At 46.2% G+C, this 24,718-nt stretch carries 19 protein-coding genes and 3 tRNA genes; 11 read left to right on the forward strand and 11 right to left on the reverse strand.

Annotated elements, in window-relative coordinates:
• Positions 1-27: 27 nt before the first annotated feature.
• Both QUA53_RS16480 and trxA read right to left on the reverse strand, forming a co-directional pair.
• Positions 28-621 carry a hypothetical protein gene (locus tag QUA53_RS16480; RefSeq protein ID WP_333098520.1) on the reverse strand — a complete coding sequence of 198 codons (594 nt, stop codon included), beginning with the start codon at positions 619-621 and terminating at the stop codon, positions 28-30.
• Positions 622-706: 85 nt separating this feature from the next.
• Positions 707-1,024, reverse strand: coding sequence for a thioredoxin (trxA, locus tag QUA53_RS16485; protein ID WP_015178505.1), 318 nt, complete (start codon positions 1,022-1,024; stop codon positions 707-709).
• A 73-nt stretch (positions 1,025-1,097) separates the two neighbouring features.
• Between trxA and fabG the strand changes: the two genes are divergently transcribed.
• The gene (gene fabG / locus QUA53_RS16490; protein ID WP_333098522.1) at positions 1,098-1,862 is read left to right on the forward strand and encodes a 3-oxoacyl-[acyl-carrier-protein] reductase; all 765 of its coding nucleotides are present in this window, start codon (positions 1,098-1,100) and stop codon (positions 1,860-1,862) included.
• A gap of 63 nt (positions 1,863-1,925) precedes the next feature.
• On the opposite strand, the gene QUA53_RS16495 is transcribed toward fabG, so the two are convergent.
• Genes QUA53_RS16495 through QUA53_RS16505 form a run of 3 tightly spaced genes read right to left on the reverse strand, consistent with a single transcriptional unit; the run spans position 1,926 to position 3,964 of the window.
• Complete coding sequence (locus tag QUA53_RS16495) at positions 1,926-2,381, reverse strand: GTP pyrophosphokinase (protein ID WP_333098524.1); 456 nt, start codon at positions 2,379-2,381, stop codon at positions 1,926-1,928.
• Positions 2,382-2,398: 17 nt separating this feature from the next.
• The gene (locus QUA53_RS16500) at positions 2,399-2,872 is read right to left on the reverse strand and encodes an NUDIX domain-containing protein (RefSeq protein ID WP_333098526.1); all 474 of its coding nucleotides are present in this window, start codon (positions 2,870-2,872) and stop codon (positions 2,399-2,401) included.
• 36 nt (positions 2,873-2,908) lie between these two features.
• Complete coding sequence (locus QUA53_RS16505; RefSeq protein ID WP_333098528.1) at positions 2,909-3,964, reverse strand: adenylate/guanylate cyclase domain-containing protein; 1,056 nt, start codon at positions 3,962-3,964, stop codon at positions 2,909-2,911.
• Between the two features lie 564 nt (positions 3,965-4,528).
• On the opposite strand from QUA53_RS16505, the gene QUA53_RS16510 reads away from it, so the two are divergent.
• A complete protein-coding gene (locus QUA53_RS16510) occupies positions 4,529-5,662 on the forward strand; it encodes a class I SAM-dependent methyltransferase (protein ID WP_333098530.1) in 1,134 nt (377 codons plus the stop codon).
• Positions 5,663-5,969: 307 nt separating this feature from the next.
• Positions 5,970-7,685: a lipoxygenase family protein gene (locus tag QUA53_RS16515; protein WP_333148956.1), complete on the forward strand. Its 1,716-nt coding sequence runs from the start codon at positions 5,970-5,972 to the stop codon at positions 7,683-7,685.
• 125 nt (positions 7,686-7,810) lie between these two features.
• On the opposite strand, the gene QUA53_RS16520 is transcribed toward QUA53_RS16515, so the two are convergent.
• The 4 genes from QUA53_RS16520 to QUA53_RS16535 form a co-directional block, all read right to left on the reverse strand.
• Positions 7,811-8,950: a fatty acid desaturase gene (locus tag QUA53_RS16520; protein WP_333098532.1), complete on the reverse strand. Its 1,140-nt coding sequence runs from the start codon at positions 8,948-8,950 to the stop codon at positions 7,811-7,813.
• A 330-nt stretch (positions 8,951-9,280) separates the two neighbouring features.
• Positions 9,281-10,546 carry a glutamate-5-semialdehyde dehydrogenase gene (locus QUA53_RS16525; RefSeq protein WP_333098534.1) on the reverse strand — a complete coding sequence of 422 codons (1,266 nt, stop codon included), beginning with the start codon at positions 10,544-10,546 and terminating at the stop codon, positions 9,281-9,283.
• A gap of 4 nt (positions 10,547-10,550) precedes the next feature.
• On the reverse strand, positions 10,551-10,955 hold the full coding sequence (locus tag QUA53_RS16530) for a hypothetical protein (RefSeq protein ID WP_190663244.1): 405 nt from the start codon (positions 10,953-10,955) through the stop codon (positions 10,551-10,553).
• A 263-nt stretch (positions 10,956-11,218) separates the two neighbouring features.
• Positions 11,219-11,290 (reverse strand) — tRNA-Gly (locus QUA53_RS16535).
• 218 nt (positions 11,291-11,508) lie between these two features.
• On the opposite strand from QUA53_RS16535, the gene QUA53_RS16540 reads away from it, so the two are divergent.
• Positions 11,509-11,649, forward strand: a complete 141-nt coding sequence (locus tag QUA53_RS16540; RefSeq protein WP_172188980.1) for a hypothetical protein — start codon at positions 11,509-11,511, stop codon at positions 11,647-11,649.
• Positions 11,650-11,684: 35 nt separating this feature from the next.
• On the opposite strand, the gene QUA53_RS16545 is transcribed toward QUA53_RS16540, so the two are convergent.
• Positions 11,685-11,915 carry a hypothetical protein gene (locus QUA53_RS16545; RefSeq protein ID WP_333098536.1) on the reverse strand — a complete coding sequence of 77 codons (231 nt, stop codon included), beginning with the start codon at positions 11,913-11,915 and terminating at the stop codon, positions 11,685-11,687.
• A gap of 23 nt (positions 11,916-11,938) precedes the next feature.
• Between QUA53_RS16545 and QUA53_RS16550 the strand changes: the two genes are divergently transcribed.
• The 3 genes from QUA53_RS16550 to QUA53_RS16560 all read left to right on the forward strand — a co-directional run bounded on the left by QUA53_RS16550 (position 11,939) and on the right by QUA53_RS16560 (position 14,183).
• On the forward strand, positions 11,939-13,759 hold the full coding sequence (locus QUA53_RS16550) for an ABC transporter ATP-binding protein (protein WP_333098538.1): 1,821 nt from the start codon (positions 11,939-11,941) through the stop codon (positions 13,757-13,759).
• A 197-nt stretch (positions 13,760-13,956) separates the two neighbouring features.
• Positions 13,957-14,038, forward strand: a tRNA-Tyr gene (locus QUA53_RS16555).
• A 73-nt stretch (positions 14,039-14,111) separates the two neighbouring features.
• Positions 14,112-14,183: transfer RNA gene (locus tag QUA53_RS16560), tRNA-Thr, on the forward strand.
• A 364-nt stretch (positions 14,184-14,547) separates the two neighbouring features.
• Here QUA53_RS16560 and QUA53_RS16565 read toward each other — a convergent pair.
• Entirely contained in the window at positions 14,548-17,106 is a 2,559-nt protein-coding gene (locus tag QUA53_RS16565; RefSeq protein WP_333098539.1) for a PhoD-like phosphatase, read from the reverse strand.
• A gap of 145 nt (positions 17,107-17,251) precedes the next feature.
• On the opposite strand from QUA53_RS16565, the gene QUA53_RS16570 reads away from it, so the two are divergent.
• The 4 genes from QUA53_RS16570 to QUA53_RS16585 all read left to right on the forward strand — a co-directional run bounded on the left by QUA53_RS16570 (position 17,252) and on the right by QUA53_RS16585 (position 24,524).
• Entirely contained in the window at positions 17,252-19,414 is a 2,163-nt protein-coding gene (locus QUA53_RS16570; protein WP_333098541.1) for a CBS domain-containing protein, read from the forward strand.
• A 936-nt stretch (positions 19,415-20,350) separates the two neighbouring features.
• Positions 20,351-21,217, forward strand: coding sequence for a ferredoxin:protochlorophyllide reductase (ATP-dependent) iron-sulfur ATP-binding protein (bchL, locus tag QUA53_RS16575; protein ID WP_006634709.1), 867 nt, complete (start codon positions 20,351-20,353; stop codon positions 21,215-21,217).
• Between the two features lie 34 nt (positions 21,218-21,251).
• Positions 21,252-22,637 (forward strand): DUF5331 domain-containing protein, encoded by a 1,386-nt coding sequence (locus tag QUA53_RS16580; RefSeq protein ID WP_333098543.1) that lies wholly within the window; start codon positions 21,252-21,254, stop codon positions 22,635-22,637.
• 477 nt (positions 22,638-23,114) lie between these two features.
• Complete coding sequence (locus tag QUA53_RS16585) at positions 23,115-24,524, forward strand: ferredoxin:protochlorophyllide reductase (ATP-dependent) subunit N (protein WP_199301442.1); 1,410 nt, start codon at positions 23,115-23,117, stop codon at positions 24,522-24,524.
• Positions 24,525-24,718 lie beyond the last annotated feature (194 nt).

Consider the following 24,718-nt stretch of genomic DNA (forward strand, 5'->3'; position numbering starts at 1 on the left):
GCTAATTGGTAATTTTGAATTCATGTTTCATCTTTGGAAAGTGAATTTAAATAAATATCGCACCTGAAAATAAACCGCGCCAGCCCAGTAAAAACCATTCACCAAAATTAACAACGTTTTTCCAGCATAAGAATTAACAAAACCAAAAACGCGGTAAGTTGACAGCAGCACTAACAACATTTCAACCGCAGAAACAATTGACCCGTAGTGCTTCCGATCCCAATAAGAAAACGGACTGATAAAACGGTAATTGCTGAACGGAAAAAAGTGTCGGTGAGCGTCGTCATTGTGGACAGGCAAATCTCCCAGAGAGTGCAGTATCATGCTAATAAACAGAATTTGCACGCTTTGCCAGCCAAAGAAATAAGCAATTAGCAAACCAATAACCCCAAGGGGAATTGAATGAAACAGAGCCACAATATTTTGTACAAAAGGCTCATAATATGCTTTTGACCAAATTGTAGCTGCGGGCAAGCGAGCAATGTATTTCGCCCAAAAGTAAAATAAAAATATTGGAATATCCGGCAAAATTCCGCCGATCGCAATAATTAGATTAGCTTGCGGCAGTTGCGGTTTGCCAAGAATTGCCAGATTGATAATAGCGTGGCTGGGAGTCTTCATACGTAGGGTGCGTCAACTAGGATTATCTTATTCATAATTAATCAGATATTAACTGACGCACCCTACGTGTGATAATTGGCTGGTGCTACAAGTAAGGTTGCACTCGATCGATCAACTGCGCCGCTTGCATCACTCCCTCAATTCGATCGACCTCAGCGCCATTTTTGAACAGCACCAAAGTCGGCAAAGCATAAATGTGATGCTGCGACGCCAACTGTTCGTACTTATCTGTGTCAATTTTGACAACCATCAGCTTGTCTTTCATCTGACCGCTGACTTGCTCCAAAATCGGTGCCATCATCTGACAAGGCCCGCACCAAGTAGCGTAAAAATCTACCAACACCGGCAAGTCAGAGCCCGATAGTAACTCTTCAAAACTGCTGAACTGTTTTTGAACTGCCATAAGACAAAATAATTTTTTGGGTTCTGGCTCGATTTTAGTGCAAAATTCTCTGGTAGATTGCGAGGATACAATTATGGAACTATTACCAGAGACTTTTCAGAGATTGCGGGGTCAAGTTGCTGTCGTGACCGGTGCGTCGCGGGGAATCGGCCGCGCCGTTGCTTTAGCCCTAGCGGCAGAAGGCGCTAAAGTCGCCGTCAACTATGCGAGTTCGAGTGCTGCTGCTGATGAGGTGGTAGCAGAAATAGTCGCTGCTGGAGGAGAAGCTGTCGCACTTGCAGCAGATGTCTCGAAAACTGACCAAGTAGATTCACTCACCAGTAATGTCATGGAAAAATGGGGACGAATTGACATTTTGGTGAACAATGCCGGCATTACTCGCGATACTTTGCTGCTGCGGATGAAGTTGGAAGATTGGCAAGCGGTAATTGATTTGAATTTAACTGGCGTGTTTTTGTGTGCGAAAGCTGCGAGTAAAATCATGCTGAAGCAGCGAAGCGGCCGAATTATTAATATTGCTTCGGTTGCTGGGCAAATGGGCAATCCCGGACAAGCTAATTACAGTGCGGCGAAGGCTGGGGTAATTGGGTTTACTAAAACTGTGGCGAAAGAGTTGGCGACTCGCGGGATTACTGTGAATGCAGTTGCACCGGGTTTTATCACTACAGATATGACTAAGGATGTCAAGTCTGATGAAATTTTGAAGTATATTCCGCTGGGGAGATACGGGGAAGTTGAGGAAGTTGCGGGGATGGTGAAGTTTTTGGCGGCAGATGCGGCGGCTGCTTATATAACCGGGCAGGTTTTTAATGTGGATGGGGGGATGGTGATGGCTTAGGATTTCGGGATTTTTTTTAACCGCAGATGCACGCAGATTAACGCGGATATTTGCGGTTAATAATTACTTTAAGGCTGCACATAATTGAGTGAGGACTTTTTTGTATTTTGCAATGCGTTGAAAATCGGCTTCTGTCGGATTGGCGATGCGGCGAATATCGAGGTTATGAGTAACATCAGCGATTTTGACTCGGAGTGCGATCGGGTTGGCAATAACACGTTCTAAATAAGCTGCATAAGCTTCTCCTTCTATTTTGGTAATCGCCGCGATCGCCGACACCAGAACTTCAGGAAAACCTTCGCTTCTAAGTTGCTCAAGTGTAAGTTCAGAATCTTCGACCGCATCGTGTAGAACCGCTACGATTTTCTCCTCTATAGAGTTTACATTTTCCATCACAAAGAGCGGATGATCGAGATAGGGATTGCCTGCTTTATCAACCTGCCCCTCATGAGCTTTGGCTGCGATCGCGATCGCCCGTTGTAGTAATAATTCGTACTCTGAATTCGTATTTGACAACATAGTACAGAAGTTCTCTATTAAAGTTTCAGTCCCCTAGCGGCGAAAAGCTCGTGTGTGGTTTGTGATTTTAAATATTCCTGCAACAATTTCCAAGCCATTTGAGTACCCTCACCTGCGTTGACTTTTTCAAAGTCTACATCTTTTCTCAAAATTACCAAACCGACACCTTCTTTAATTTCTATTTTATCATCATCGCTAACTATCGCCAAAAAAAGGTGGTTTTTTTGTAAGATTTTTATATCATTTTGGGTCTTTTGGTGAGTAAAAGTTGCGATAAATTCCATTGTGTAATCATCGATCGTGAGGCAAGTTTCTTCCTCCATTTCTCGCACTGCTGCCTGCTGTGGAATTTCTCCAATGTCCACGCCACCACCAAAAGTAGAAAGCATTCCTTGACTGGCAATACCTGGAATATTATCTCGCAGTTGTGCTCCTATTTGACCGTTGGGGAGCATTACAAAAATGCGAACTATTGACTTGGGAATATTCATATTATTGAGTAAATAACCAAACTAACAAAAATTGCTCTATATTTGTCTGATTTGACTCCAAATTTTTCTAATCCAATTGTACACCCCAGCATACAAATCACGCAAAAATTTGACAGAACTTTTCCAAATAGATTTTTCTTTTACCTCTGAAATCTCCTCGATTTCCAGGGGCAGCGGCGGCATCCCGACTACTTCATAGAGCGGATATTCGCCGCTTTTTCCCGGAATTGCAACTAATATGCACCGATCGACGATCGCCAATTCTTTCACTTCCTGATAAGTCTCCTCGGAAATCAGTAAACTTGTTCCCACTTGCTTGTTAGCAGCTTCGATCCGGCTGGCAAAATTCACCGCATCTCCGATCGCCGTAACTGTCTGACTCTTCGATGCCCCCAAATTCCCCACAACCACCCACCCGCAGTGAATGCCAATCCCAATCCGCAACCGGTGACGGTATAAAGTCTCAAAATAGGGATTGAGTTTCTCTAGTTCCTCCAGCATCTCCACCCCAGCCCTCACCGCTTGTTCCGCAGCTTTGTCGGGATTTTCCAACCCAAACAGCGCCATTAAACCGTCACCCATATAATTATTAATCATCCCGCCATTCCGATTGATCGCAAAACCCATCTTTTGGAAATAGCGATTTAAAACATAAATTACATCGTAAGGCAGCAGCGATTCTGCAAAAGGCGTAAATCCTCGAATATCCGCAAACAAAATCGCAATTTTTTTCTCTTGACCCACAGGAGGAGAAATAGACTTCCCCGCCATTTGGTCGGTAAATGATTCCAAGTCTTCAGAATCGATCGCCAATCGGCGCAAAATCACCTTGCCGCCCGCAACCTGCGTCTGACAAGCCAGCCTAATTTCCGGTTCTAAACGCAATTTTTTGGCAAGTTCCTCTTCCGGCGAAGTGCGCGGAGAGCAAAATTCCAAACCTTCGACAATCAATACCCGGCAAGTCGAACACCGGCCGCTACCGCCGCAAATGTGGGTGTGCGGAATGCCCGCACGCAGGGAAGCTTCGAGAATTATATCGTCGTCGTCTATCTCGATCGTGCGATCGTCCGGCAGATAGTGAATCTGTGGCATATGTAGCGCGTCTAGTTAATTAGCGAGGAATCTCGCGGACATCTGTTATTGCAGCGAACCTGTATGCAAACCCGGTTTCTCGGCATTTTTTCTGTATCCCCTGATTCCTTAACTATAAGTCGCGATCGGCATTTGCTTCTCGTTACGTCAGCTCAAGCGCCCAACTGACAACAGTTTAAAAAAATAATACAACTCTAGGCAAGATTCCAAATCTTAGCTCATCAGTCATTCCCAATTCTTTAATCTATCTAAAATCTCAAATGGTATAACTGATTACTAAAAGCGCCATGGCACCGTGATAATACCCCCATTCAAGCTGTGGAGTTAATCGAAAATCGAAAATCGAAAATCTAAAAAGGACTGACATAATTCTTAATAAAATTAAGATCGCTCAAAGCCCGATAAATCCGTTATCAAATCCCCTTCAACGGCGATATATTTTTAGGATTTATCGGGATTTTGCTGTGGAAACCTGACTTGGCAATAGTTTTAGCTTTTTTGCTCTCTAACAACCACCCAATTTTCGTGAGATAGAATAGCAGCATCTTTAAAACCCGTATAACCATGACTTCATCAACAGCCCTACAAAACATCGAAAAGCACATTCCCATCGTCGGAGATGTACATACCAAAAGTCCGATCGCCTACGGAGCAACCCGCCTCGCAGTCAGTGCAGTTAACACGGTACAAATGGCAGTAGCAGAGTCTTACATCAACGGATTAGAAGTCCCAGATTCAGTATTGCGAGCGCTTTTTGATACCTGTATGCCGGTCTTTTTTAAGCATTTCCCGTCCCTGCTTGCACCCTACGAATGGGTACTAACAGAAACAGACCATACAGCCGAAGGGCCGCGGGATTTAATGAAGATTCAGTACGACTTACCTCAAGCAATGCTGAATCCGATGTTAGGCGATGGAAAACTCATTTATCCTAAATACAGCATGGGATTGTGGGAAAAAGGAGCCGCCAACCTAGAACAATCGCAAATGCAGATGATTGATGATGTGATTGAAAAGCTAGAGATTCAGGATGGCGACAATATTTTAGACTTTGGCTGCGGTTGGGGTTGTGTTCCGAATTACATTCTTTCCAAATTCCCCAATGTCACCTTTACCGGGATTAACTTGAGCCACCACCAATGCGAGTATATGCGTCAGAAGATGCAAGACCCCGAAAGCTACCTTAGTTCCGGTCGATTTACCTTATATGAAGGGGATTTGAACGACGCCAACTTCGAGACCAAATTCGACAAAATTCTCTCCATCGGAGTTTTTTGTCATGTGGGAAATTTAACGAAGGCTTTTCAAAAGCTGGCATCTTTCCTGAAGGATAACGGCAAAGTTTTCATTCACATCATCACAGTTCGCACTCCCAACAATATATCCAGCGTTTTCACCCACAAATACATTTTTCCCCACGGACGTTACTGGAAATACGATGCCGTTCCCAGCCACAATAAAGACCTCAAAACCATTCAAAGATGGTATCTCAACGGATACAATTACTCCACAACCTTTGCTAACTGGCTGAAAAACTTTGACGATTCTCAGGCAATAGTCAAAGATTTAGATTACGGTATCGACTATGCCAAATTTCGTCGAATCTGGCGGTTTTACTTGATTTGGTTTGTGTCTAATTTCGCGAGTTGCGACGGCGAATATAACGGCAACGGTCAATATTTAATGACTCATGCCTAATCGCTAATCAAGACCCAGATCAAAAAACCGAACACCCCGAACCCCGACTTCTTTGAGATGTCGGGGTTCTTGAGTGCGAGCTACTTATCGGGAGAATGAAACCTTGCAACCTAGACTTAGGGCAATAGAGAAGTGTTGCCTTCTTTTGAGGAATTTTTCTGAGTTTAAAAAAGTCCGGAATAAGATTATTTCTCGGTGAATAAGACCTATATCAAGCGTGAGCCTGCACAATACTTTTTAAATTCCCTACTCAAGCAGTAGTGATGATGTGCGATATTTTACTAGAAAAAGAGAGTAGATTTATACAATGGTAGACAATATGAAACCTTCTCTTCCTCAAGACGACCCGAACCCAGAACAGCGCAAAGATTCCTTGAATCGTCAGCAACAAGCTTATCAGTTTGACTATGAGAGTTTATCACCTTTGGCATTATTGAAAGAGGTGCCTGCAGTCGAGAACTTTTCGAGCAAGTATCTTGCCGAACGGATATTAGCAACCTCGGAACTTCCAGCAAATATGCTGGCAGCCGATTCGAGAACTTTTCTCGATCCTCTCGACGAACTCCAAGACTATGAAGACTTTTTTACTTGGCTGCCCCTACCTGGAGTTGCCAAAATTTACCAAACCGATCGCTCTTTTGCAGAACAGCGCCTGTCTGGAGCAAATCCGATGGTGCTTCGCCTCTTAGATGCGAGCGATCCTCGGGCAGAAACACTGAGGGGTCTTTCCAGTTTGCACCCATTATTCGATCTGCACCAAGAGTTGCAGGAGAAAAATATTTACATTGCCGATTACACAGGTACTGACGAACACTATCGCGCGCCGGCTCTCGTTGGAGGCGGAACCTATGAAAAAGGCAGAAAATACTTGCCGAAACCACGGGCTTTTTTCGCTTGGCGGTGGACGGGAGTCCGCGATCGCGGTGAAATGACACCTATTGCCATTCAACTAGATCCCAGCCCAGATAGCCATGTCTACACCCCATTCGATCCTCCTGTCGATTGGCTGTTTGCGAAACTCTGCGTACAAGTGGCAGATGCCAATCACCATGAAATGAACTCGCATTTAGGTCGAACTCATCTGGTGATGGAACCAATTGCGATCGTCACCGCCCGACAGTTGGCTAAAAATCACCCGCTGAGCCTGCTGCTGAAACCGCACTTTCGCTTTATGTTGACCAACAACGATCTGGCGCGTTCTCACTTGATAGCTCCCGGCGGACCCGTCGATGAATTGCTAGGCGGCACCTTGGCTGAGACAATGGAACTGACTAGAGAGGCGTGCAGTACGTGGAGTCTTGATGAATTTGCCTTACCCGCTGAACTGAAAAATCGGGGAATGGATGACCCCAATCAACTGCCTCACTATCCTTACCGAGATGATGGATTGCTGCTGTGGAATGCGATTGAAACCTTTGTATCGGGCTATCTAAAATTCTTTTACCCGACGGAGATGGCGATCGTACAAGATCTGGAACTGCAAACCTGGGCCCAAGAATTAGCCTCAGATAGTGGCGGTAAAGTCAAAGGAATGCCAGAGCGCATCAACACAGTTGAACAATTAATTCAAATTGTCACAACTGTAATTTTTACCTGCGGCCCCCAGCATTCAGCCATCAATTTTCCCCAGTATGACTACATGAGTTTTGCCGCCAATATGCCCTTGGCAGCGTACCGGGACATTCCTAGAATTACTGCTTCGGGTAATCTAGAATTGATTACGGAAAAGGATATTTTACGGTTGCTTCCTCCGTACAAACGAGCGGCTGACCAACTGCAAATTCTATTTATTTTGTCAGCTTATCGATATGACCGTTTGGGTTATTACGATAAATCTTTCCGAGAACTCTACCGGATGAGTTTCGAGGAAGTTTTTGCCGGAACGCCGATCCAACTTTTAGCCAGACAGTTCCAGCAAAATTTGAATATGGCAGAACAAAAAATTGATGCTAACAATCAAAAACGAGTAATTCCTTACATTGCTCTCAAGCCTTCGTTGGTACTAAATAGCATCAGTATGTAGGAATGTATTTTTGGGGTTGGCGAGACGCCCAACCCCTACGCCCCAAAATAAAATTCATTTTTTGTGCAATAGGCCGGAAAGCCTGTTCTTAAGCATGGTGCAAGATGCGACTCCCATGCGAATTCTCAGCTTTTATAGTCTTCAACAATCGAGCAATTCACGGCCATTGTACCCGCAGAATCAGTGAAGGTGATTTCATCTTGATAATGCCGGGGTGTTTGCATCAGCAATCGCCAAGCTTCTCCAGCATCTATTAAATTCATGCGTCCGGGATAGTGAGTTTGCAACAACTCTTGCACTATCGGATAATAGTCTGAGTTCATGCTGGGGAAAATATGATGTTCTGTGTGGTGAGAGAAATTCAAGTGCAGCAGGTCAAATATTTGAGGAACCCGCACTGACATACTGTTAATCAGCGGGTCATTAATGTCGGTCATCCGGCAACCCATGTGGTTGGTATAGATGTAAAACATTGCTCCTGCATGACCAATTGCGATCGGCAAAAAGTAGGCGAGGGCGATTTTGAGCGGATGAAAATTTAGGTAGAACAAAATGCTCGCATGAATTCCTAAAATTCCCAAACATTCAAAGGCGATTGTCAATCTATCTTTAGGACTAACTGTAAAGGCAGCCGGTACGTAATCGACAGATTTATCGTTAAATAACAGTACCGAGGTGAGATTGCGGAAATTATGCACTAACCACGAACCGGCCATCCCTACCATTAACCACACCGGATTGACTTCTACCGACGGGACAAACAGATTTTGAATCCATTTTCCCCAAGTATCTGGTTGCTGGTACAGATAGTTGCGATCGGGGTCTGCCACAGAGTTCGTGTTATTGTGATGTACGAGATTGTGCAGATTTTTCCACTGAGTAGGCGGCATAAACAGCATACTTAGTCCCAAAAAAGCGATCGGATAAGTGAGGCGCGACTTTTTCTGAACGCTACCGTGCATCAAATCATGGGAGCTAAATAGCAAAACTATAATACTATTGCCCATGATGACGGCTAAAGGTAAGTAAAGCCCTAAAAGATAGACGGGCCAGCGATCGAGATTAGCAGCAATTCCCCATCCCAGCAATAAAATAGCAGCGTTGATGAATAGTATTGGTAACTTGCTCGGATCGGGTTCAAAGGCATCTGACGGCAGCAGCGGGCGCAATCTTTTTACATATACCGAGTGATGAATTAGCGTTTCTTCGCCTAAAGTCGGCGTTGCCACCTTGTCTAGAGTATTGAGTAATTTTTTGGATTTCATGTTATCGCTAAGAGTATTTTCATGGGTGAGTTAATAACTTTTTAAAGTTAATTAGAGCCAGTACCGATTTTAGATTGACCCACGAATGAATCGGGGGCTTATTGTCAGGACGCGGAAATGTTATCTGTGTCCGCCGTGTCGTTCCGGGAGCTTGTGACTAAATTGCTTGCGATCAAAGCTGCCTAATTGTTGTACAAAGATATTATTGTATTTCCTCAAAAAAAATTGTAAACAACTATTGAAGCCTTATAAAGGCTTACGCATCGATAATACTTTCCCACTTTTCAGTTTGGTTTAATCCCAATAACCAATCCTAAATAATCTATCAGATTAAAAAAGTCCGTTTCCCTGAACTATTTCTTTGATTGTCGTCAGCGTATCTAACCCGATCAATCCCCGACGATAACCTTTTTGGTTGGACATTCCCAAAAATATGGCATCTCCCCGATTTTGATAGCGCCAAAACCGAGGTGAGGCATTGATAAAAGTTGAGGCGCTGTTAACATCCAGAGCAAATTGGCGGCTTTCTAAGTAAGATTCAGTGGCAATGCAGTCAGCGTGGCCACTGCTGTAGCGGTTGATCCAGCCGATCGCAATCTCTAAACTATCGACAACTTTAAACGCGATGGTTTTGTTTAAATACGGTTGAGTCCACTCGTATGGTTCCGCCAGCTTCAAGTCGGGGAAATCTGCGACCAGATCCGCATCTGCGCTAATTTGAAAGCCTTTTTCTTTTAAACTGTTCCACAGCCTGACTAAGGAAGAAGGCTTTTGGTTGCGATCGATAAGCACTTTCTCGATCGCGTTAACAGGATCGGGAACGCTTTGATGGCTGTCCAAAATCATCCACCTTGCCATCTCCAAACTGCCAGTCGGTGACCAATAAAGGTAACAATTTCCCATTGCCGACCTCAAAACTGGTGCTGTACACAACCTTACCACCTGCTGCACCAAACTTGGCCTGCCGTAGGGAATAATTAAATTGAGATATTGGTCTTGAGTGACCAATTCTCTGATCGAAGCGCCCCGATCCGGCGGCAGTACCTGCAAACATCCCGATGGCAAACCGACCTCATCGATCGCCGAAATCAAAGCTTCTCCAATTACTGTATTAGTTTGCCAGCTTTCGCTGCCGCCTTTAAGAATCAAACTGTTAGCGCTTTTGAGAGACAAACCCGCGGCGATCGCCCCCAACTCGGGAAACGCCTCGTAAATTAGAGCGATCGCCCCCAGCGGTAGCGACTGACAGTACACCTGACAGCGATCGACCTGATAAGAAGCATTGATCACCCTGCCGATCGGATCTGGCATTTCCCCCAACCGTTCCAGAATTTGCACAGTTGTCTTGATCCGTTCCGGCGTCAGCTTCAGCCACTCCACGATCAACTCCGGAATCGCCATGTCCCGACTTGCTTCTAGATCCAGAGTATTTGCTTCTAAAATGTCATTTTGCCGGCGTTTCAGCGAACCCGCCATCGCCTGCAAAGCTGCAGCGCGATCGGCACTCTTTGTCGCAGCCAACTCCAAAGAAGCTTGATAAGCGCGACGCGCGACATTTGCGGCATCTGATGAATGGGTAAAATCCTCTATTATCATCTAGCTAACGCCTGTAAGCGAGCCATACCATCAGCGCCGGCAGCATTGCTAGCAGCACGGCGACCATTGCCCACAGAATAATATTCGGGCCCGGCGAGTGTAACGCCAAGGGCAACCAAATCACTAACGGCACCAATATCATACCCAAAGCCAGTGGCAAATAATGGGCCTTCAAACCCGGATGCGCTCTGTTCCACTGATTCCCTGTCCACCGCCAAGCCTGCTTGTAAGGATAGTTCGTTGATAGTTGCTCGATCACGTATCCACTTTCGTCCAATACAAATATTTGTTGACAGCGGTTGCATCCAAAGGCTTCTGTCAACGTTATAGGCACTAGACGACCCCGGCGTCGGCAAGGACAGGGGTACTCATCGTTTAAGTCAATCTTTGGAACTTTTTGAGATGGCACGAGCGATCGGATAAAAAAAGCGTTTTTGCAAAAATAATCCTTAACATATCCACTTAATCAAACTTGTCAATTCCGCCATAGCAAGGCTTTCAACTGCCTGTTACGAAATCTCGCCCACTTGGCAATTTTGACTTGCAAGTTCTGCATTCAATCTTACCACTAACTTAGGTACTTTCAACCATCATTAGGAGTATATCCAAAACTTTCTGGATGTACTTTCCGGTGTCTTGGATTCCGGTTTCCTGGATTTTTTTATCTTCTAAAGCGGGTGACGCGATTCGAACGCGCGACATTCACCTTGGCAAGGTGACGCTCTACCACTGAGCTACACCCGCATTTCCTGCGGTATTAACAATATTGTCTCACTTCCCGAAATTTGTCAAGTCTTTTTAGTAAGTTTTTTTCACAAACCCAGTAAACCCCCCCAAACCCACTCCCTTTGTCAAATTTCAGCAGCCAGATTCTCAACCAAATCAGTAATTGCCGTGAAAATTGACCGCCATCCGGCGACGGCAAAGCTACAATCAAGCTGGAATTGTGGGAGAACACTGTCATGTCAGATTTAAATCGCGGAATCATGAAGTTCAAGGGAGCTGACAGTCCTATAGCGATCGCCATTTCGGCGATTGTCATTGCCGGCGGAATCGGCTTCTTGATCTGGTGGGCGCTGCAATCAGCCTACACCTTTAGCTAACAGACTACTCAAACGTAAAACTTATAAGACCTTGCTCAGAAGGCAGAATTTAAGAAAAATTCTGTCTTTTGCATTTTTTTGCCCTTAGTCTTGAATTTATTGCCCAGGAATGCGGATTGATTGCTGACGATCCAATGATTGCCATAAATCACCCGATCGGGCGAGTCGCTAGCATGAGCCGAGATGACTTCCCGGCCGACTACTTTTGTAGTACACTTGTAAACAAAGCGCGCCGAGAGCGCAATTTTAGATGCAAGTGTTTGCAAGGGTTGTATCTCAACACAAATTTATGGCAAGCTTTCATGACATTTTCCAATACTACAGTCGCTACTGGAAAATATCAGTTTACAGCATAGGCGCATCCAGCGTTTTGGCACTAGCCGATTTGCTTGTTCCTTACGCGATCGGTCAAATATTAAACGTATTGTCGGGTCAACCTACAGATACAGTAACCCAAAAACTGATAACAGCGATCGCCTCTGTTACCCAGCACTCACCCAACAAAATATTATCGCTATCCGTCTTGCTGGGCATAATTTTTCTGGTAACAGTCGCCAAAGCACCGGTACAGCCTTGGGTGGGAAATTGGTTCCACTGGGCGATACCATTGAGGGCAAGGCGCGATCAAATGAGAAGTGCGATCGGCAAAATCCTCACCTTGCCCCTAGAATTTTACGACGAAAACAACGCCGGACGGATTGCCAGCCGCATCGCCAAAGGCATCGCCAATCACACTTGGACTTATCCAGAAATTGCCGGCGAATTCATCCCCGAAGTCGTCCGCTTAATCGGCATTTTTGCCGTTATCTGCTTAATTGAGTGGCGGATTGGCTTATTAATTTTGGTTTCCTTCCTATTTATCCTCAGTTTCACCCTCAAAGGCCTGCAAGGGGTGACTGCGCGGGAAGAAATTCTGGATGAATACATCGAAGATACCGAAAGCCGCAACTCGGAAATTATCACCAACATCAAAACAGTCAAAGCTTTTGCGACAGAAAGCGATGAACTCAAAAGGCAAACAACCAGACTCGATCGCGAATTAAAAGTCGTGATCCACCGCATTCACAAAGGATACGTCACCCTGGGGACATACCAGCAGACGATCGTCCAGTTGTGTTTGTTTTCAGTTCTCGGTTTTAGCCTAGCAGCCACGGTTGCAGGCAAAATTTCCCTCGGATATTTTGTTACCGTCTACACGTTGGCAAGCATGGCATATTCCCAACTGCGTCCGATTAGCATTATCGCCGAATTATTGGCGCGGCGTTATTCTTCAATGATCCGGTTCCACGAGTTTATGCAAACGCCAGACGGTGTTGATGCGGTTAATTTAGCAGAAAATGCTCGATCGGCACAGCCACCTTATAAATTTACCGGCAAAGTTGAGTTCAGCGGTTTGACATTCGGGTACGACAGTCAAAAACCAGTTTTGCAAGATGTGAATTTATTAATTCATCCCCGTCAGACTGTAGCATTAGTCGGGCGATCGGGTTCCGGGAAATCGACTTTAGTTAAACTTCTGTTTCGCTACTTTGAACCCAACTCCGGCCGCATTCTGATCGACGGCGAAGACATTCGCAGCTTAGACGTGACTTGCTACCGACAGCGTTTAGCGATTGTCCACCAAGAAGTAGACGTTTTTAACGGTACTTTGCTGGAAAATTTGACTTACGGAAACAGAAACGCAACTTTCGAGGAAGTTGAGGACGCTTGTCGCATAGCCAAAGTAGACGATTTTGTGCGGCTGTTGCCCCAAGGTTACTATACCGTGGTCGGGGAGAGAGGAATGCGGTTGTCCGGCGGTCAGCGGCAGCGGTTGGGGATTGCGAGGGCGCTGTTGGTGGAGCCGGATGTGTTAATTTTTGATGAGGCTACTTCTAGTTTGGACTATGAAAGCGAGCGATCGATCCAGCTAGCCATGCAGAATATCCTCGGTACGCGCACCACCATAGTTATTGCCCACAGACTGAGTACAATTCGCGAAGCCGATGCGATCGTCGTACTCGACGGCGGTAGAATCGTCGAAGTTGGCAGCCACGAAGAACTTTTGAGTCAACAAGGTATTTACCGTCGCCTGCACTCCCTGCAAGAAACCGGGGAATTAGTGAATTAGGGATTTCCTCTCAGTCTAGACTTAGGGTGCTCCGGGCGGGTACCCAGCCTAGACTTAGCAATGCACATCTTAAATAGTGTTCAATTTTTTAGTCTGCCCCTAACTCACTTATGTGTTATCAACTGAATCATTAGAGTTTTAAATATAATGTTGTAAATAAAGATTCTGGTGCTAGGATTTATAACTGTGATAGAAATGGGTCGATGCCCGAGTGGTTAATGGGGGCGGACTGTAAATCCGCTGGCTACGCCTACGCTAGTTCAAATCTAGCTCGGCCCACCTCAATTTAATAAAAAGTTAAAATTTAAGAATTAAAAATTAATTTTTTAATTGGCGGTTCTTAATTTTTTATGCCCGTGTAACTCAGTGGTAGAGTACCTCCTTGGTAAGGAGGAAGTCACGAGTTCAAATCTCGTCACGGGCTTACTATTCTCTGCTATATACCTCAAGGATTTCAGGTTCATCGCACAGCAAGAAGGTTAGTTTTTTGCTCAACTTTTGCGCCAATGCTTTTCTAATATGTCCAAAACGACTTCCATATCTGCCAAGTTGGCGCCGGACTTTTTCCCTCTGACTTTGAACTGGTTGAGTAAGTCGGTCGGGGGAGCATCTCATATGGGTAAAAACACTTCTTCTAGCTCCTTCCATCTTCCTCTGTCCTCTTGGCTCCTGGCTCCAGTTTCTAGCTTGGCTGCTTTCATTGAGATGCTCCCGGCGGACACTGCTACAAACTCATCACAATATTGTCCCCATATAGAATTCCCGGACTTGTTCAAGAAATCGAGAATCTAATTATCCTCATCCAATCCCAGTGGGACGAAATATTGACTGTAAACCACACTATCCGGCTCCCAAAGAGGTCGCCAATAAACATTTTGCATCACGGCTTTTTCCCCATCACCCTCAGCAGGCCACTGAAAACTGACGATCGCAATATTGCTATATCCCACAATCTCATCACCCTCTTGCAGCCAGCGATTGCGCCACAACAGCGCTATAAAATTCCACAACCTACGCAGGAATGACAATTGTTTATTTTTATGAGATCTATCTGACGCAGTTCCCTTTTCTAGCAGCAAAAATACCCGAGCTCTTTGCCGTTTAATCCAGTCAATCCGATAGCCCCAGTCAGGCAGAGATTGTCTATTTCTAACAGCAGCCTCCAGAGCTTTCTTTCTGCTACTCCTGGGAATTTTCATTAATTCCAGCGGCTGATTCCATCCCAAACATTCATGCGAGCGTTCAGGAAACAGCGACTTAATCTTAGTATGAACTAAATGCGTTTTCCACTCCTCATTGATAAAAGCACTAGCAGTCAACTGCGCCAGCACAGAATATTGACAATTTGACTGATAATTCTCCCTCGTCAAAGGCTCAATATTCGGCCGAGAATCGCCAAAATGACAATCAGACCAATAACTCAGTCGCACAGCAGCAGCATAGTGAATATCGCCCGTCAACACAATCACCCGATCGCGCTGCTTAAAAAACTCCGACAACAGCTTCACAAAAGCCAACTCATGAAAATTCCAAGCATCCCCCGCGTCACTATTAAAAACCTTCCCCTGTTCCACATCCCACTTTTGCACCGCATCAATAATCCACAAACCCACCAAATTGGTCGGCACAACCACCAGCGTCGCCTCAATCTCAAACTCCCCTGTTTTATTCAGCAAATCTGTCTCCCTCAAAGGTTTCTGAATTTGTTCCTCAAAACCTTTGTAAGTCAAAAGCATCGGTGGATCGATCGCGCTTTTCACCGGATACCCGCGCCAACTCCGCGTATCCAGCACAATTACCTCGTGCTTAAAACTTCTCACAGTAAAATGCCAATTCAAAACCTCATTGACACCCTCCTCATCTCGATCCAAAATAAAAACATCTTCATCTAATTTCAACTTAGGCAAATGAGTTTTCGGATCGAGTGCAGGAATTCCCAAATACGAAGCCGCCTCCTCCCACGCAGAAACATCCGTCCCAGCAGAATCCGACCATTTTTCCGCAGTTGTTAATAATTTATCTCCGGGTTTTTCGCGATCGAACTGTGCAGGCGTATTGCCCCAAGCCTGAAACACAGCGTAAGCCAGCAAAGCATTCTGCACCACCCGTCGGCCCAGCGGCTTTCCCAGCACCCGGTAACACCACTCTCGATTCAAATACAAATCGTCGCTAACATCATGATCGTCGCAAATCATATAACTAGGAATATTCGCTAGCGCCCTCCTCACCCTCCACAAATTGCGAGCAAAACCGTTAAGTTCAACAACTTCTCTATCCCAAACTTTTGCCTGCTTAGAATTTGGACAAATATCCTTACCCTTCGGAAAACTCGTACACCAGAGTATCGGCGACCAAACTAACAAATACATCGCGTAATATTCGCCCAAGCTAAATAAGTGACTTTTAGCATTGGCGGGTTTATTCACCAACATCGCCGTAAAGCCACCACAATCTCTGGCAATATCGCTGCGACTCCCCGGCTGTAACTCAATTGGTTTTTTGGACTCATACTCAACATCAGACGGTTTCTGAATAGGCGACTCTCTAAAAAATTCTCTCTCTTGGCCAACTGCATTTTCGTTTTCCGAATTTTTAGGTATACTGATACACAAATTCTTTTTAATTTGGGCATCATCCATCAGGGGTAGACTTTCTTCCCAGCCCAACAGGGTATCGCCAGCATCAGTCAAAGCCCACAGCATCGCATCGGCAACGTCGTCGCCGTAAATTTGGTCGCCCGTTAAAAACAGTTGGTGGGGCCTGCTATTTGCCGTTCCTGCAAACTGTTCGAGCGCATTATCCAAGATTGGCAGTGCATCTCTGCCGTCTCCGTGGGGTTTGCGACAAGAACCGTGAACGATACGCAAATAGTTTAAATCCTGCGGCGGCAGGGCAAAAGTGGGCAACTGGTGAGCGAAATAACTAATCGTCTCCGGCCCCAAAGCCGATAAATCAGGGGCGGCAGGCCACAGGCAAGAAATGAGATTTTCTTTCTCATTTTCTGGGACTGCGCCCGCCGACGGCGACTCGCTACTCCCAGCAAACTTGATGTCATAAGCATAAATTTGCCCAGATGTCAAGACATTGCTATTAATTGGTGTAGCAGTCACCGCGACTACGTGCAGGTATTTGCCGAGCTTTACGGTAGAGCTCGCACCTTGCAGTAAGGGCTGACCGACAATTTCGCCGGTTCCGCCCTCTGTCGAATAAACCTTGAGTTCAACTTGGCGGGGTGCTTTCAGAGCGAGCCAAACTGTCACGGCGCGACTTTCAGTCCGGCGCAAAATCGGGCCCGCAAGGATCAGCGGCAAATGATGAATTCGATGACTTAAGGGAGTCCACGACATAGGATTTAAAAAATAAAAATTAAATAAGAGTGTTCTAGCAATCAGATTTTAGGCGATCGAGCATCTCTCACCCGCTTAATTAATGCTAAGTCTGCCAACCCAAGTCTCCAAAATTGTAACAACTCATTAAGTAAAATTAATAATCATGCTACAAGAAGAAAAATTACAACATTTCCGAGATTCAGCCCTGCAGTTGCCCGTAATTAAATCATCAGAACCAGCCGGACGGCCTAACAGCCGGCCGCTCTACTCGTCACCTTTAGATCGGGCGATCGACCGCCACCCCCTCACCGTGCCTCCAGAAACCCCCATCGCGCAGGTGTTGGCTCTCATGAACCCGATGCGCGTCTCCTGTCAGCTTTGTGGGGAAAAACAAAACGCTGTTGCTAGCGCAGCCAAGCGGAGCTGCGTCTTAGTCGTCGAAGATAATCGCCCGATCGGCATTTTTACAGAACGGGATATCGTCAAGCTAACTACCGTCGCAGCTTGTACGGTCGGACTGACAATAGCTGACGTAATGACTCGATCGCCCATTACCCTCAAACAATCCAAGTCTCAAGATATTTTCACAGCTATGTTCACGTTGCGCCAGCATCAGATTCGGCATTTGCCCGTAGTGGACGAGGACTCGCGACTTCTGGGCATCATCACCCGCGAAGCCATTCACGAAGCCCTGCAACCGATTAACTTGCTAACCAATTTGCGCTGTGCAGCAGATGTCATGACCAAAGAAGTCATTTCTGCCCCAACAACTGCCTCAGCCCTCGATTTAGCCCAGCTCATGGTCAAGCATCGAGTTAGTTCCGTAGTCATTGTCCAAGAGCAAACTCAGCATCCCGATCGGGCTATCGCACCAACACAAAATTATCAAATTCCGATCGGCATTGTCACCGAGCGCGACATCGTGCAGTTTCACGCCCTCGAATTAAACCTCTCCCAAATATCGGCTATAGAGGCCATGAGTGCGCCTTTATTTTGCATATCTCCCGCCGATTCCCTCTGGAGTGCTCACCAGTCCATGCAGCGGCACTGCGTCCGCCGTTTGGTCGTAGTTGGCAGCCAGGGAGAACTTTTGGGGGTTGTCTCTCAGACAAGTTTGCCGCAAGTTTTTAACCAATCTGAAATGTACGGGACGATCGAGCTTTTGCAGCAAGCAGTGGACGATCGAGCCACCCAATTGCAGAAAGCCAACCAACTTTTGCAGGAAGAAATTTTAGAGAGGCAACGCGCCCAAGAAGCCCTGCGCCAAGCTCACGACGACTTAAAAAAACAAGTTGAAGAACGCACCGCTCAACTTTTAGAATCCAATGAATTGTTGAGACGGGATATTCTCAAGCGCCAGCGAGTCGAAGAAGCGCTGCGGCGAAAGCAAGCTTGCTTGAAAAATCAAGCGCAGCAATTAGAGCAAACTGTGCGAAAGTTGCAGCAAACTCAAACTCAATTAGTGCAAACCGAAAAAATGTCTTCTTTGGGACAAATGATTGCCGGTATAGCTCACGAAATTAACAATCCTGTTAATTTTATCTACGGCAACCTTTCCCACGCCAGCCACTACATCAAAGAATTGTTTCAACTCTTGGAACTTTACCAGCAGCACTATCCCGAACCAGTCTCGGAAATTAGGGAAGCAGCAGCAAAGATGGAAGTCGATTTTTTGGTAGAAGACTTATCTAAGATCCTGTCTTCTATGCAAGTAGGAACCGAGCGCATCCGCCAAATAGTTGTGTCGATGCGTAATTTTTCGCGATCGGATCAATCTAACATCAAGCTCGTTGACATTCATGAGGGACTCGAAACCACTTTGTTGATTTTGCAGCATCGGCTCAAAGCTCACGGCGCACATCCAGCTATTAACATTATTAAAGAATACGGTAATTTGCCCTTGATCCAGTGCTGTGGCGGTCAGATAAATCAGGTGTTTATGAATATTATCGGCAATGCTATTGATGCTTTGGATGAAGAAATCCAGAAAGGGGAATGGGCGACGAGAGATGGAAAAAATTCACCCCCGTCAAATCCTAGTTCTCCATTGAGTGTGCCGACAATTACAATTCGTACTGAAGTTGTTGGTGGCGATTTTGTGGCGATCCGCATTTCCGACAACGGGCGGGGCATACCGGAGGAGATTCGCCGCCAATTATTTGACCCGTTTTTTACTACCAAACCAGTAGGCAAGGGCACTGGGTTGGGACTTTCGATTTCTTACCATTTAGTTGTCGAACAGCACGGGGGGCGGCTCGACTGCGTTTCGGAAGCTGGACGGGGCACTGAGTTTGCGATCGAGATTCCGATCGTCAGTTGTCATTAGCCACCAGTCATACGATTTTCGATGGAACAATTTAAGGATGGGAAATGACTCATGAAGCCCGGGGTTTGGATCGCGGGCCTACAGTTGCATTATTTTTTTCAACGGGTATCAGTAGTCATTGGGAAGAATCATATTCTGCCAATCCCCCACTCTCCCCGACTCACTCCCGCTCTCCCCGACTCACTCCCTCACTCTCCGACTCTCCACCATTTCCTAAAAATTCACAATTTTTTACATAACACCAGAAACCCAAGCAAAGTCAATCTTTCCCAATCTAAAATCTAAAATCTAAAATCTAAAATCCCATAACTTTGCCCTCCCCTGACTCAACTGATCCGAACTCACTTCGAGTTTGGCTCATCCACTAGCGCCTTGATGACCGTTCCAGTTACCCGCACAAGCCATCAACTGCCTGCATCCTAGCCCCAAAGCCAAAAGCCCAGATTGTTTGAGAAGTTAATTTTTGTTTTATTTTTGTACCTCTTTATATTAAGAAAGTATTCTAAAATCTATTTAAAAGCTAAAAAAAATATAAAAATAGATTTTTATATCAAAAAACCAGTTAAGATTCCCAAAGATGCAAAATAAACAAATTTACTAGCATTTTCATTTAGACGCCCCCTTTCTTTTCATCGCAAGTTAGCTAATAATGCTTTCAACGAGGTGACTAAGGGCCGAGTCCAAAATTGGCCTAACCCAAAGACGGATACAAGCCCCAAACAAAAGTCGTCGAGATCGAAAATTTTAGTTAGAGAGAAGCCCCAGATTCATATGTGGAGTCGATTCTTTCATCTCAATTCTGAAATCTCAAATCGACTGACAGTAAGGGAATTGCAATTGGGCTATTGCAATTGGGCTATTGGAGTTGGGCGATCGAAAAAAAGGATGAAAACCCAGCCCTCATCGTTTTGATAGAAACCTATAGGAGAACAAAGAGTGAAACTCGCAGTTTACGGAAAAGGTGGAATTGGCAAATCGACAACAAGCTGCAACATCTCCGTTGCCCTAGCCAAGCGCGGCAAGAAAGTTTTGCAAATCGGTTGCGATCCAAAGCACGACAGCACATTTACCCTCACTGGCTTCTTGATCCCCACAATTATTGACACCCTTCAGCAAAAGGACTATCACTACGAAGACGTTTGGCCCGAAGATGTCATCTACAAAGGCTACGGAGGCGTTGACTGCGTAGAAGCAGGCGGCCCTCCCGCAGGAGCTGGCTGCGGGGGCTATGTAGTGGGTGAAACCGTCAAACTCCTCAAAGAACTCAATGCCTTCGACGAATACGACATCATCCTCTTCGACGTGCTCGGTGACGTAGTGTGCGGCGGTTTTGCAGCCCCCTTGAACTACGCGGATTACTGCATGATTGTTACCGACAACGGGTTCGATGCTTTATTTGCAGCCAACCGCATCGCCGCCTCAGTCCGCGAAAAAGCGCGCACTCACCCGTTGCGGCTCGCCGGTTTAATTGGGAACCGCACCTCAAAGCGCGACTTGATAGACAAGTACATTGACTCTGTACCGATGCCGGTGCTGGAAGTGCTGCCCCTAATTGAAGACATCCGAGTTTCTCGCGTCAAAGGCAAAACATTGTTTGAGATGGCCGAAAGCGATCCTTCGCTTAACTACGTCTGCGATTACTACCTCAACATAGCCGACCAGATTTTGGCAATGCCCGAAGGAGTAGTGCCCAACGACACGCCCGATCGCGAATTATTCGCCTTACTTTCAGATTTTTATCTAAATCCAGTGCAACCGGTGGTCAAGAAGGAGGAAGATGAGCTAGACCTGATGATGGTTTAATAGGTCTAGCGATCAGGATGAGGATAAAGAGGTTATGGCTTTTTTTGATACTTTTTCAGTTGCTCTCAAACAGAAGTGGTTGGACTACTACCAGGTAAATCGGGCTTGGCTGCTCCTGCACATGACGGCTGAGAACACGGTCGCCACACCCGACGGCGGGAAAAGGCCTGTTTCTTACCTCATCCTGGGAATTGCGGCTGCCCTGGAGCCGGAACTCCAGCAATTAATGCTGCCCTTCTCAAAACTCAAGCCGGATGCAGACAGCCTGATCGAAGTGTTGGGACTAAATTTTGACCCGGACATCGCGCTGGGTATGCCCTCAAATATCGCGCCGCAGACGGCCGGTAAATCTCCAACACCCGCAGTCGCTCAAACTGCAACTGCTGCACCCGCAGTCGCTCAAACTGCAACTGCTGCACCCGCAGCAGCTCAAACTGCAACTACTGCACCCGCAGTCGCTCAAACTGCAACTGCTGCACCCGCAGCAGCTCAAACTGCAACTGCTGCACCCGCTGATGCCAAATCTAATAAATTGGGCGGTGCGGCCTTAGCAGCAGCCGGAGTAGTCGCCGGAGTCGCCGGAGCAGCCGGTCTGGCTGCTGGTGCGTCAGCACTGAGCTCAGACGAATCCTTCGATGAGTTTGAGGAAGAAGCAGTCTCTGGCTTCGACTTGGGCGATGACGAGGAAGAAGCGGTCTCCGACTTCGACATGGACGACGAGGAGGAAGAAGCGGTCTCGGACTTTGACATGGACGATGACGAGGAGGAAGAAGCGGTCTCCGACTTCGACATGGACGATGACGAGGAAGAAGCCTCGGCTTTGGACGCTCTCGGTCTCGAAGACGATGAGGAAGACGCCATATCTGACTTTGATATGGGCGACGACGAGGAAGACGCCGTATCTGACTTTGATATGGGCGACGACGAGGAAGACGCCGTATCTGACTTTGATATGGGCGATGATGACGAGGAAGAAGAAGCCTTAGCTTTGGGCGGTCTCGGCCTCGGCGATGATGACGAGGAAGAAGAAGCCTCGGCTTTGGGCGGTCTCGACCTCGGCGATGACGAGGAAGAAGAAGCCTCTCAATTTGGGACTTTGACCTCTGGAGATCTCGAATCGGGAATATCCGATCCGTTTGGGGAAGAAGATGCAGAGTTTGTCGCCGAAGAAATACCTGATCCGTTTGGGGCAGCGACCTCAGATGACCTAGACATGGATCTGGGTGACTTGGACGATGACGGTATTGACGATTTCTCTGTATCTGATGACGATGACCTCGACGATCTCGGACTCGACGATCTGGGGGAAGCAACTACCGGAGATCCCGATGAAGATGATTTAGATGCTCTAGGTCTCGGCGATTTGGATTCCGACGATGAGGATGAAGAAATTTCGGGCTTTTTGTCGGATTTTAAGTGAGGTTGTGGCGATCGCCCGCATCTCTTCTAGTCTTGAATTTTGCCGGTCTATTGGTGAGTTGTGAGTTGCGAGTTTTTGATTTTTAATTAGCTCCAACTCACAACTCCCAAGAGGCTTTTTGCCGGAGCGAGTTGAAGAAAATTAAATCCCTGCTGTGAGGGATTATAAGCCCTCGCGCAGAATTTTTTAGCCCAAATTTTGGATGCTGCGGCTGCGGAAATATTGAATTGGCTGCATCTATTTTTTAGAGGAATTAGCCCAAAATCAGGTATTTCTATTTATTGTTCGCTGCGAAAGTGCGATCGCACAAAACAGGTGTTTTCTCGCCGCTGCGCCTGTTTGCGTTCGAGAGGAAAAAAAACCTATTTCTATCGTCCGCCAGAGAAACGAGGCGATCGCAAAAAACAGATATTTCCTCGCTTAGCGAGCCTGTCCTGTTTCAGACTAAAAACAATTTAAAGGGAGAAGATTTGAGATATGACTGCTATTACTACTAATGAACCGGAAGCTTTAAACTTTGAATGCGAAACAGGCAATTATCACACCTTTTGTCCGATTAGCTGCGTAGCTTGGCTTTATCAAAAAATTGAAGATAGCTTTTTCTTGGTAATCGGTACTAAGACTTGCGGCTATTTCTTGCAAAACGCAATGGGCGTGATGATTTTTGCTGAGCCTCGCTATGCGATGGCTGAGTTGGAAGAAGGCGATATTTCCGCTCAGTTAAACGATTATGATGAGTTGAAGCGGCTGTGCTTGCAAATTAAGCGCGATCGTAACCCCAGTGTAATTGTCTGGATCGGCACTTGCACCACCGAAATCATCAAAATGGATTTGGAAGGCTTAGCGCCGAAACTCGAAGCAGAAATTGGCATTCCCATCGTCACAGCGCGCGCTAACGGCTTGGATTACGCTTTTACTCAAGGGGAAGATACCGTTTTAGCAGCGATGGCTGCTAAATGCCCTGACAAAGCTCCTGTTGTAGAAGCTCAGAAGCAAGAAAGAAATGCTATCTCTCAACTGCTGAATTTCGGTAAGAAAAAAGAGGAAGTTGCAGCAGATGAATCGGAATATGTCAAGCACACACCGCTGGTACTTTTCGGTTCTTTGCCCGATCCGGTTGTTACTCAGCTAACTCTAGAATTGAAGAAGCAAGGAATCAAAGTTTCCGGTTGGCTTCCTTCCAAGCGCTACACAGAATTGCCAGTCTTGGAAGAAGGCTATTATGTATCGGGTATGAATCCGTTCTTGTCGCGCACTGCTTCTACGTTGATGCGCCGCCGCAAGTGTAAGCTAATTGGTGCTCCGTTCCCCATCGGCCCTGACGGAACTCGCGCTTGGATTGAAAAGATTTGTTCAGTGTTGGGAATTGAACCAAAAGGTTTGGACGAACGGGAAGCGCAAATCTGGGCTGGGTTGGAAGATTACCTGCAAATAATTCGCGGTAAATCTGTCTTTTTTATGGGAGACAATTTGCTAGAGATTTCTTTAGCACGTTTCTTGATTCGCTGCGGCATGACTTGCCCGGAAATTGGCATTCCTTATATGGACAAGCGCTATCAAGCAGCCGAGTTGGCGTTGTTAGAAAAAACTTGTCACGAGATGGGAGTTCCTACTCCTCGGATTGTGGAAAAACCGGACAATTACAATCAGCTTCAGCGGATTTACGAGCAGAATATTGATTTGGTAATTACTGGTATGGCTCACGCTAATCCTTTGGAAGCACGGGGGATTAATACTAAGTGGTCTGTTGAGTTTACTTTTGCTCAGATTCACGGCTTTGGTAATGCGCGGGATATTTTGGAGTTGGTGACTCGTCCGCTGCGCCGGAATAATTCGCTGAAGGATTTGGGTTGGGGTAATTTGGTGAAGAATGAAGCGAAGGTTTAATCGTTTTTAGTAAGAGAGTAGGGTGGGCTTTGCTCACCTTATTTTTTTGGGAACCGCTGATGTAGGCAGATTGACGCAGATGAACGCGGATGAGGTGTGCGATCGCACTTTTAGTTAGAACCCACATTCCGCAGATATTTAAGCAGAGAGAAAGGAAGATAGATTCGGCAACACAAAACCCCCAAACGATTGCT

Origin of the sequence: Microcoleus sp. Pol12B3 (assembly GCF_036701355.1) — a bacterium.
GTDB lineage: Bacteria > Cyanobacteriota > Cyanobacteriia > Cyanobacteriales > Microcoleaceae > Microcoleus.

Coding starts and splice junctions, on each gene's coding strand:
- QUA53_RS16480 (WP_333098520.1), bottom strand. CDS start 621: ATGAAGACTCCCAGCCACGCTATTATCAATCTGGCAATTCTTGGCAAA.
- trxA (WP_015178505.1), bottom strand. CDS start 1,024: ATGGCAGTTCAAAAACAGTTCAGCAGTTTTGAAGAGTTACTATCGGGC.
- fabG (WP_333098522.1), top strand. CDS start 1,098: ATGGAACTATTACCAGAGACTTTTCAGAGATTGCGGGGTCAAGTTGCT.
- QUA53_RS16495 (WP_333098524.1), bottom strand. CDS start 2,381: ATGTTGTCAAATACGAATTCAGAGTACGAATTATTACTACAACGGGCG.
- QUA53_RS16500 (WP_333098526.1), bottom strand. CDS start 2,872: ATGAATATTCCCAAGTCAATAGTTCGCATTTTTGTAATGCTCCCCAAC.
- QUA53_RS16505 (WP_333098528.1), bottom strand. CDS start 3,964: ATGCCACAGATTCACTATCTGCCGGACGATCGCACGATCGAGATAGAC.
- QUA53_RS16510 (WP_333098530.1), top strand. CDS start 4,529: ATGACTTCATCAACAGCCCTACAAAACATCGAAAAGCACATTCCCATC.
- QUA53_RS16515 (WP_333148956.1), top strand. CDS start 5,970: ATGGTAGACAATATGAAACCTTCTCTTCCTCAAGACGACCCGAACCCA.
- QUA53_RS16520 (WP_333098532.1), bottom strand. CDS start 8,950: ATGAAATCCAAAAAATTACTCAATACTCTAGACAAGGTGGCAACGCCG.
- QUA53_RS16525 (WP_333098534.1), bottom strand. CDS start 10,546: ATGATAATAGAGGATTTTACCCATTCATCAGATGCCGCAAATGTCGCG.
- QUA53_RS16540 (WP_172188980.1), top strand. CDS start 11,509: ATGTCAGATTTAAATCGCGGAATCATGAAGTTCAAGGGAGCTGACAGT.
- QUA53_RS16550 (WP_333098538.1), top strand. CDS start 11,939: ATGGCAAGCTTTCATGACATTTTCCAATACTACAGTCGCTACTGGAAA.
- QUA53_RS16565 (WP_333098539.1), bottom strand. CDS start 17,106: ATGTCGTGGACTCCCTTAAGTCATCGAATTCATCATTTGCCGCTGATC.
- QUA53_RS16570 (WP_333098541.1), top strand. CDS start 17,252: ATGCTACAAGAAGAAAAATTACAACATTTCCGAGATTCAGCCCTGCAG.
- QUA53_RS16580 (WP_333098543.1), top strand. CDS start 21,252: ATGGCTTTTTTTGATACTTTTTCAGTTGCTCTCAAACAGAAGTGGTTG.
- QUA53_RS16585 (WP_199301442.1), top strand. CDS start 23,115: ATGACTGCTATTACTACTAATGAACCGGAAGCTTTAAACTTTGAATGC.